At 60.5% G+C, this 8,753-nt stretch carries 9 protein-coding genes and 1 tRNA gene; 7 read left to right on the forward strand and 3 right to left on the reverse strand.

Features of this window, described 5'->3' with window-relative positions; genetic code table 11:
- A partial coding sequence (locus tag EN935_RS12655; protein ID WP_245488931.1) for a Wzz/FepE/Etk N-terminal domain-containing protein occupies positions 1-686 on the reverse strand: 686 nt, incomplete at its 3' end.
- Between the two features lie 258 nt (positions 687-944).
- Between EN935_RS12655 and EN935_RS12660 the strand changes: the two genes are divergently transcribed.
- The 6 genes from EN935_RS12660 (at position 945) to EN935_RS12685 (ending at position 6,660) form a co-directional block, all read left to right on the forward strand.
- A complete protein-coding gene (locus tag EN935_RS12660; RefSeq protein WP_109669803.1) occupies positions 945-1,508 on the forward strand; it encodes a polysaccharide biosynthesis/export family protein in 564 nt (187 codons plus the stop codon).
- Positions 1,509-1,518: 10 nt separating this feature from the next.
- The gene (locus EN935_RS12665) at positions 1,519-2,649 is read left to right on the forward strand and encodes a glycosyltransferase family 4 protein (protein ID WP_127264770.1); all 1,131 of its coding nucleotides are present in this window, start codon (positions 1,519-1,521) and stop codon (positions 2,647-2,649) included.
- 95 nt (positions 2,650-2,744) lie between these two features.
- The gene (locus EN935_RS12670) at positions 2,745-4,280 is read left to right on the forward strand and encodes an undecaprenyl-phosphate glucose phosphotransferase (protein ID WP_109669444.1); all 1,536 of its coding nucleotides are present in this window, start codon (positions 2,745-2,747) and stop codon (positions 4,278-4,280) included.
- Complete coding sequence (locus EN935_RS12675; protein WP_109669441.1) at positions 4,277-5,545, forward strand: O-antigen ligase family protein; 1,269 nt, start codon at positions 4,277-4,279, stop codon at positions 5,543-5,545. Before EN935_RS12670 ends, EN935_RS12675 begins: the two co-directional genes overlap by 4 nt.
- A 56-nt stretch (positions 5,546-5,601) precedes the next feature.
- Positions 5,602-5,678, forward strand: a tRNA-Pro gene (locus EN935_RS12680).
- A gap of 247 nt (positions 5,679-5,925) precedes the next feature.
- Entirely contained in the window at positions 5,926-6,660 is a 735-nt protein-coding gene (locus EN935_RS12685; RefSeq protein WP_127264772.1) for a hypothetical protein, read from the forward strand.
- Between the two features lie 67 nt (positions 6,661-6,727).
- Here EN935_RS12685 and EN935_RS12690 read toward each other — a convergent pair whose 3' ends face one another.
- Together EN935_RS12690 and EN935_RS12695 are read right to left on the reverse strand one after the other, a co-directional pair.
- Positions 6,728-7,189: a YbaK/EbsC family protein gene (locus EN935_RS12690; RefSeq protein WP_127264773.1), complete on the reverse strand. Its 462-nt coding sequence runs from the start codon at positions 7,187-7,189 to the stop codon at positions 6,728-6,730.
- 193 nt (positions 7,190-7,382) lie between these two features.
- Positions 7,383-7,664, reverse strand: a complete 282-nt coding sequence (locus EN935_RS12695) for a helix-turn-helix transcriptional regulator (protein WP_126069384.1) — start codon at positions 7,662-7,664, stop codon at positions 7,383-7,385.
- A 271-nt stretch (positions 7,665-7,935) separates the two neighbouring features.
- Between EN935_RS12695 and EN935_RS12700 the strand changes: the two genes are divergently transcribed.
- A complete protein-coding gene (locus EN935_RS12700) occupies positions 7,936-8,550 on the forward strand; it encodes a hypothetical protein (RefSeq protein WP_127264774.1) in 615 nt (204 codons plus the stop codon).
- Positions 8,551-8,753 lie beyond the last annotated feature (203 nt).

The following is an 8,753-nucleotide window of genomic DNA, read 5'->3' on the forward strand; positions in this document are numbered from 1 at the left end:
TGTGAGCGGTAGGCGGCGACTTTCGCCTCGGCGGTTTTGACCTGCTGCTGCAGATCGGCGATCTCCGGCGCCAGAAAGTCGGCGGCAGCGTTGTTCGATTCCAGCTTGGCCGCCCCTTGCCCCGCTATATAGGCGGCGGCAATGGCGTCCGGTATGGCGGCCGCCAGCTTGGGATCTTCCGATGAGAACTCGATAGCAATGATGCGGGTCTTCTCGACGCCATAGACGTTGAGCTTCTCGTGCATTTTCTTGAGGACGCGCTCTTCCGTCGGAATTTCCATCGGGTCGCTTTTCAGGCCAACTAGAACCAGAGCACGGCTCAACGGCGACATATCGAGCGCTTCGTCGAACTCGGGCAGCTTTTCCAGACCAAGCTTTTGCGCGACCTGCTTGAGGATTTCGTTGGAGGAAATTATCTGGACCTGGGTGGCGACGCCTTGCTCGTCGAGAATTGGCTTGTCGGTGTCGTTGTTGTTGCTGGCCGGCCGCGTATAGACGGATTCACGCGGAGCGATCTCCACCTGCGTCTCGGCCTTATAGTGCCGAGTCGCCAGCGAAGCGAAGGCGAACGCCAGCCCCGTCACCACCAGGACGACGACAACTATGCGCAGCCAGTTCCTCGCTAGGCTGGCGAAGAGCTGCCTGAGATCGACGTCGACATCTGCGGCCGCGGACTGAACGGACATGCATCCCTACTCCGATACTGGGTCAGCACGCACCGTAAACAACTATGGTAACTCAGCCGTTAAGATCGCGGTAAGTTCCTGTTAGGGTTTACTGGCGGGGGATAAACAAAACCGCCAAAAATCGTAAAACTCTTGTCGATGCGCCGCGTGTCGGCCGCTCCCTTTACCGGCCATTAACCCTAACAGGATGATAACGGGCCTCGATCCCTGATGTTTGCTGCGACGCTGCAGCGGCCAGTCGAAGGTACCTGTCCGGTCATGAAAAGCACTGCTTCCCTGTTTCGCGCTCTGCTTGCCGTATCGATGCTTGCTGGCTGTTCCAGTTACCGGCCGACGCCGGCGGCCTTTCATGAGGTACTCGATCAGCCCTATCGTCTTGGCGCCGGCGACCGCGTCCGCGTCACCGTGTTCGAGCAGGACGGGCTGACCAACACCTACAGCGTCGACCAGTCGGGCTACCTCTCCTTCCCGCTTGTCGGCGCCATACCAGCGCGCGGCCACACCGCGCAGCAGATGGAAAAGGCAATCGCCGACAAATTGCGGCAAGGCTACCTGCGCGATCCCGACGTCTCGGTCGAGATCGACCGCTACCGGCCGATCTTCGTCATGGGCGAAGTCGGAGCCGCGGGGCAATACTCTTACGTCCCCGGCCTGACAGTGCAGAAGGCAATCGCCATTGCCGGCGGTTTCTCGCCGCGCGCCAATCAGGAAAGCGTCGACATCACCCGCGACATCAACGGCAAGGTGATGACAGGCCGCGTGGTCACCTCTGACCCGCTGCTGCCCGGCGATACCGTCTACGTCCGCGAACGTCTGTTCTGACAGATACCAAGTGGCGGACACACTCAGGATCGTCCATTGCTTTCGTTCACCCGTCGGAGGAATTTTCCGGCATGTGCGCGATCTGACCGAGGCGCAGGTCGCGGCCGGGCATTCCGTCGGTATCGTCTGCGATTCGACCACCGGCGGCGAGTTCGAGGAACATCTGTTCGAGCAGATGCAGGACATGCTGGCGCTCGGCATCCATCGCACGCCGATGCAGCGCCATGTCGGCCCGGGCGACCTTGCCTCGGCCTGGCGCACTTACAGGATCATCAAGGAATTGCGGCCGGACGTGTTGCACGGGCACGGCGCCAAGGGTGGCGCTTATGCCCGTCTGTTCGGCTCATTGTTGCGGGTATCAAGGTCTCGCGTAGCCCGCCTTTATTCACCGCATGGTGGCTCTCTCCACTATGACGAGAACACGACCACCGGAAAGCTATTCTTCGCGCTCGAGCGCTTCATGGCCCGCTTCACCGACTACCTGCTGTTTGTCTCCGACTATGAACGGCGAACATATCGCAGGAAGGTCGGCGAGCCGCCCATTCCCAACGCCCTGGTCTATAACGGCCTGCGCGCCACCGAATTCGAACCGGTGGTCACGGAGCCCGACGCGGCCGATCTGCTCTATATCGGCATGATGCGCGACCTGAAGGGACCGGACATCTTCATCGATGCACTGGCCCTCGCCGGCCCCCAGTTCGGCCGCGCGCTGACCGCGGTGATGGTCGGCGACGGAGACGACCTGCCGCGTTACCACGCGCAAGTGAAACGCCTCGGGATTGAGCGCCATGTCCGCTTCCTGCCGCCGATGCCGGCCAGGGAGGCTTTTGCGCTGGCGGCGCTCGTCATCGTTCCCTCGCGCGCCGAGGCCATGCCCTATATCGTGCTGGAAACGCTTGCCGCGGGAAAGCCGATGATCGCAACCGCGGTCGGCGGCATTCCAGAAATATTCGGCACCGGTTCCCCTGCCCTGATCCAGCCCGACCCGGTCGAGCTTGCCGACAAGATGAGCCAGGCGCTGGCCGACCCCGCCGCCTATCACGACCTGATGCCCGATGGCGCCGACCTCAAGGCGCGCTTCGGCGCCGATGTGATGGCCGCCGACATCGAGAAGGCCTACTTCGCCGCGCTCGGCAAATAGACGCAAAGGCCAAGCCGTTTCAAAGCCACGGGTTGTTTCAAGGGTTTCTTAGCTCTCTTTTGCTATTCACCGAAGGGAAGCTTGCGGAAAGCCCCATGAACGAGATCGACCCCGCGCGCCGCTTTTCACCAGAGGCGGTGCGTAAATTCGACGGCCCGGCCGATGGCGACACGCCTGGCGGCATGAACGATGTCGCCCGCCAGGTCGCTTCGCAGTACAGGCGCGATACCATGTCGCCGATCATGGTCAGTGGCGTCCTGCGCATGGTCGAATTCGGGTTGTTGCTGCTGTCCGGGCTCGGCGTCTATTTCCATTATGTCGGGTTCTTCAACTATCTCGCCTGGCAATATCCGCTGACGATCGCGGCCGCGTCGTTCCTTGCCGTGGTGCTGCTCGACGTCACCGACTGCTACCAGATCGTCGCCCTGATGCGGCCCATCGCCAATTTCAGCCGCATCCTGCTGGCCTGGGCTGGCGCCTTCGCGCTGATGGCGTTGACCGCGTTCGCCACGAAGATGTCGGAAGACTATTCGCGCCTTTTGTTCGGCACCTGGTTCGTCATCGGCTTCGTTCTCATCTTCGGCCTCAGGCTGGTGATGTCGAAGCTGATCCGGGCCTGGGCGCGTGATGGCCGCATGGAGCGGCGCGCCGTGATCGTCGGCGGCGGCAAGGCGGCGGAAGTCCTGATCCGCTCAGTCGAAAAACAGCCCTACAACGATATCCGCATCTGCGGCATCTTCGACGATCGCGGCGACAAGCGCTCGCCGCCCATCGTCGCTGGCTATCCCAAGCTCGGCACCATTTCGGAACTGATCGAATTCGCCCGCATCGCCCGCATTGACATGCTGATCGTATCGCTGCCGCTGACCGCCGAATCGCGCGTGCTGCAGTTGCTGAAGAAACTGTGGGTGCTGCCGGTCGACATCCGGCTGTCGGCGCATTCCAACGCGCTGCAGTTTCGCCCGCGCGCCTATTCCTACATCGGCGCGGTGCCGATGCTCGACATCTTCGACAAGCCGATCAACGACTGGGATTCGGTTGCCAAGCGCGCCTTCGACATCGTCTTCAGCCTGATCGGCATCGTGGTGTTCTCGCCGGTGATGCTGGCGACCGCGATCGCCATCAAGCTCGACAGCAAGGGGCCGGTGCTGTTCCACCAGAAGCGGCACGGTTTCAACAACGAGATCATCGAGGTCTACAAGTTCCGCTCGATGTATACGGACAAGGCCGACCCGACCGCCAAGCAGACGGTGACCAAGAACGACCCGCGCGTCACCCGCGTCGGCCGCTTCATCCGCAAGACCTCGATCGACGAGCTGCCGCAGTTCTTCAACTCGCTCTTGGGTTCGCTGTCGTTGGTCGGTCCACGCCCGCATGCCATCGCCGCGCAGTCGCACAATTTGCTCTACAATGAAGTGGTCGACGGCTATTTCGCGCGCCACAAGGTCAAGCCCGGCGTCACCGGCTGGGCGCAGATCAATGGCTGGCGCGGCGAGATGGACACCAACGAGAAGATCCGCATGCGGACGGAATATGATCTCTACTACATCGAGAACTGGTCGCTGCTGTTCGACTTGCGGATCCTGTTCCTGACGCCGATCCGGCTGCTCAACACGGAAAACGCCTATTGAGCGCGATCAGCCATGATTTGCCGCGCGCGGCGGTCAACGCCAAGCTGACCGCGCTGATTTCCTCGGGCGCGGTCTTCCTCGGCATTCTGCTGTCCGGCTTCGTCATCAGCGAGCCGGCGCCCTATGAACTCTACATGGCTGGGCTGATCGCCATCTGGGCGCTTTTCGGCTTGAGGATTTCCCGCGCGGCCACGCCGCTCCTGGTCCTGCTGGTGACGATGAACATTGGCGGCATGATCTCCATGACGCAGATGGCGGACCTCGCCAACACGCCGCTCTATCTCGCCGTATCGCTGTTTCTTGCCTTCAGCGCGGTGTTCTTCGCATCGATCACCGCTGTACAGCCGAGCCTCTACCGACTGATCTTCATTGCCTACGTGGTTTCCGCCGTGGCGACCTCGCTGCTTGGCATTGCAGGCTATTTCCACGCCTTTCCGGGCGCCGAAATGTTCACCAAATACGACCGTGCCGCCGGCGCCTTCCAGGACCCGAACGTGTTCGGACCGTTCCTGGTGCTGCCCGGCATCTATCTGCTCTATCTGCTTTTGACCGGACCGGTCACGCGCATGCCGCTTTTGGCAGTGCCGCTGCTGATCATCACCGCCGGTATCTTCTTCTCGTTCTCGCGCGGCGCCTGGGGCATGTTCGCCGTCTCGGCAGTCCTGCTCACCGGCTGCCTGTTCCTGCAAAGCGCCAGCGGCATGTTCCGGCTGCGCGTGGTGGTGATGACGATCGCCGCGCTGGCGCTGCTGGTCGTCGCCATGATCGTCATCCTGCAGCTGCCCGGCGTGTCGGAGATGTTTTCCAACCGCGCCCATCTCGAGCAGAGCTACGACACCGCCCGCCTCGGCCGCTTCGCCCGCTACGGCATCGGCTTCCAGATGGCGATGGAGCATCCGTTCGGCATCGGCCCGCTGGTCTTCGGCACGATCTTCGGCGAAGACACCCACGACATCTGGCTGAAGATGCTGATGGACTATGGCTGGCTCGGCTTCGTGTCGTTCCTCACGCTCGTCGCCTGGACGATGGCAGCCGGATTCCGCATCCTGCTGCGCGACCGGCCATGGCAGCCCTATCTCCTGTGCGCCTATGTCGCCTTCATCGGCAATATCGGGCTCGGCACCTTCATCGACATCGACCATTGGCGCCATGTCTACCTGCTGCTCGGCCTGATCTGGGGCGCCATCGCGCTGGAATACCGCCACCAGCTGCTCTTGCGGCCTGCCTTGCAGCGCTCATCAGCACCCGCAATCGCAGCGGGATAAAAGTCGCGGAATTCGGTTGACCCGCACGGGGTTATCACGATACATCGCGACCGGTCCGGAGTGTAGCGCAGCCCGGTAGCGCACTTGACTGGGGGTCAAGGGGTCGTCGGTTCGAATCCGGCCACTCCGACCAATAATCCTTGCAATCCCCAGTTTTTACGACGCACCGTGTCCCTTCCATTCTCGGATATGGCCGTGGGTACTGATATCGTGGGAGTTTTCCCCGATATTCACAGCCCGCGAATTCCCGTCAGGCGCGCCTAAAAATTAATACAAACAATAAGATAACGTTATTTCAGTAAAAAAACAGATAAACTTCTGCGATTGATTTGTACATTTGACGCGCGCAACCTGATTCTTTTTGGGGATCGGGGGATTAAATGCGCTACTGGAATTTAATAGCTATTCTTGCAGTATCTGGTTGCGGGACAAATCAAGTCGCTGTCCAAGGTGTCACGCCCGCGAGTGTTAAGGACGCCGTCCACTGTCAAATTTCTGCCGCGCTGCGCAGTGCGTCAGGAGCGAATAGCGCGCTAAAACCTTATGCTGCCTCCTATATTATTACCTTGAAAATCGAACGCAAGTACGGAGCCGGAATCAACACATTGCAATGGGGAGTTCCATACAACACGCATAAAATAAACCTTGGGGCGGGCTTCTCACTTCTTGATCGCAAATTCGAGACCACCGTCTTGAAGGGAACCGTGACCCAGGACGAAGCAACGGGTGGGTGGTGTGCGGATATGAAAGGGTTGAAACCCTTTCATGGAGATTTGGGCCTTGGCGACTGGTTGAGGTCTGCGGTGAGCAATCACCTGAAACCCGGGGAGTTCGGCCACACGATCGAATTTGGCATCGACTACGATGGAAGCTTCAAGCCCGGGTTCACCCTTGTGAGCGCCAATGGGGAGGTGGGATTCACTGGCCATCAGACGCTGACAAACACGCTGGACATATCGCTGTTTGACAACACTCCAAAGCCGCCGCAGAAGGTTGAGATCGTCAATAAAGATGGCAAACAGGTGATAGTAACAACACCAGCGTCACCTCCATCAAATTCTGGTGACAAAGTCCTGGATATTTTGCAAAATGATAGGACTATAAAGACCCAATAATGCCGGGGGTAGGTCATGGGCGCGACTGAAACCGGGCCTGTGATGCTCGCTGCGGTGTGTTCTTGATCTACCCCTGGCAAACATCAACCCACTCAGCGCCGATAAGCTCAACCATCCCCTGCGGCGCAATCCGCACCGCTGCATTGGTGGCGCCTGCCGCTGGCACCACCTCTTCGAATTCGCGCAGCGATACGTCGCAATAAACCGGCAGCGGCGCCGGCAGGCCGAACGGGCAGACGCCGCCGACCGGGTGGCTGGTCGCTTCGACAACCTCGGCGGCGTCGAGCATGCGCGGCTTGCCGCCGAACTGGTCCTTGAACTTGCGGTTGTCCAGCCTGGCGATGCCGCTGGTCACCACCAGCATGGTGCGGTCGCCGACGCGCAGGCAGATCGTCTTGGCGATCTGCGCCGGCAGCACGCCATGCGCCTCAGCCGCCAATGCCACCGTAGCCGAGCTCGCCTCGGTCACGATGACATCGATGTCGGGTGCGTGGGCGGCGAAGAAGGCACGAACGGAGTCCAGGCTCATGTCGAAAACCCATGGTTCAAAACCGTGAAGGACGGCGGATTGCGGTCCGGCAGCCAAGGCCGCCGCGCGTATAAGGACGTGCGACATACAAATCGGCAAGCGCCAGGCTGAAGCGGAACGCTGCGGCAGGTACGAGGAAACCCGCCAAGGGGCCTTGGCGGGTTTCTCTAGCTCTAGAATGCTTGGCGCGGATCTATGCCAGGGATCGACCTTGCGCCGCCGGTGTCGGCACAGGGCTGATCAGAGCCTCCTGGGAAAGTCGAAGCGCGGACACAATACGACGCAGCTTCGACGGATCCGTTATCCTCCCGTTCTCGATATCCTCAATCTCATCGACCGACAGTCCGCATGTCAGGGACAGCTTTTCCACGCTGTAGCCGCGGGCCTCCCGCATCGCTCTGAGGGTGCTGTAATCTGGCCCGCTCCCGTTGGTTGCCGGTTCGGAGAGGGCTTCGCTTTTTGCATTATGGGGCATTGGCAACTCCATGACTGAAAGAGTTTGATCAAATGAGGAGTGTTGCCTGAGACGATCGGGAAGATGCCCGCTCGGCAGCGATTTGCCAAGAGCCAAACGGACCGTCACGGGATCGTGAACCGCGGGATCGGGTACACGTCGCGATCAAGTTGTTTTGAATGCTCGATTGACCTTTTGCCCGGCAGTTTCGCCCCGCTCGTTCGTTATCCCCAAGTCGCTGGCGTGAAAACCATCCGGTTCCAGCCAGCTCGTTTCCGGAAGGACCTCTGCAATGAACTTGAAGACACTCATGGTCGTGCTCGGCACGATCTCCAGCCTTTCCGTCGCCGGTGTGGGCAGCGCTCAAGCGGCGGACGCGCAGCGCGTGCGCGGCACCGTGGTCAGTTTCGAACCATCGCTGCTCACCGTGAAAACCCGCCAGGGCGATACTTCGGCAATCAAGCTCAATGCCGACTGGAAGATCTCAGGCGTCGCCAACGCATCCGTAAAGGACATCAAGCAGGGCGATTTCCTCGGCATCGCCTCCGTGTCGAAAGCGGATGGCGGCAGCGGTGCCCTGGAGGTGGTGGTTTTCCCGGCCGCGCTGAAAGGCACCGGCGAAGGTGACCGTCCCTGGGACCTGCAGCCAAACAGCCGGATGACCAACGGCACCGTCGCCGACGTCACCGATGTAAGCGGTCGAGCGGTCACGCTGACCTATGACAATGGCCAGACAAAGAAGATTTCGATCCCCGACAACACGCCAGTCGTCACCTTCGCGCCGGCCGCACCGACCGATCTCAAGCCGGGCGCTACGGTCTTCGTTACCGCTCAGCGGGACAGCGGCGGCACGCTGAGCAGCAGTCGCGTCGTGGTCGGAAACAATGGTGTCGTTCCGCCGATGTAGTCGAACAGGGCGGCCAAGTCGCCGCCCGGATTCCCCAGAAACAGTCCAGAAACAAAATTCTACAATCGGGAAATACTGACGAAAAAAATCGGGAGCGTAATCCCATTCGCGGCGGTCGGGCTATCGCCCCGATTCATAGACGCCCGCGAAAGAAAAGGAAACGATCCATGAAGAAGTCCCTCCTCTCAGCCCTCGGGCTTGCA

The sequence above is a fragment of the Mesorhizobium sp. M7D.F.Ca.US.004.03.1.1 genome, from assembly GCF_003998635.1.
In the GTDB taxonomy this organism is placed as follows: domain Bacteria; phylum Pseudomonadota; class Alphaproteobacteria; order Rhizobiales; family Rhizobiaceae; genus Mesorhizobium; species Mesorhizobium loti.

Excerpts from the sequence above, each read along its gene's own strand:
- EN935_RS12660 (WP_109669803.1), top strand. The coding sequence starts at position 945 with ATGAAAAGCACTGCTTCCCTGTTTCGCGCTCTGCTTGCCGTATCGATG.
- EN935_RS12670 (WP_109669444.1), top strand. The coding sequence starts at position 2,745 with ATGAACGAGATCGACCCCGCGCGCCGCTTTTCACCAGAGGCGGTGCGT.
- EN935_RS12685 (WP_127264772.1), top strand. The coding sequence starts at position 5,926 with ATGCGCTACTGGAATTTAATAGCTATTCTTGCAGTATCTGGTTGCGGG.
- EN935_RS12690 (WP_127264773.1), bottom strand. The coding sequence starts at position 7,189 with ATGAGCCTGGACTCCGTTCGTGCCTTCTTCGCCGCCCACGCACCCGAC.
- EN935_RS12695 (WP_126069384.1), bottom strand. The coding sequence starts at position 7,664 with ATGCCCCATAATGCAAAAAGCGAAGCCCTCTCCGAACCGGCAACCAAC.
- EN935_RS12700 (WP_127264774.1), top strand. The coding sequence starts at position 7,936 with ATGAACTTGAAGACACTCATGGTCGTGCTCGGCACGATCTCCAGCCTT.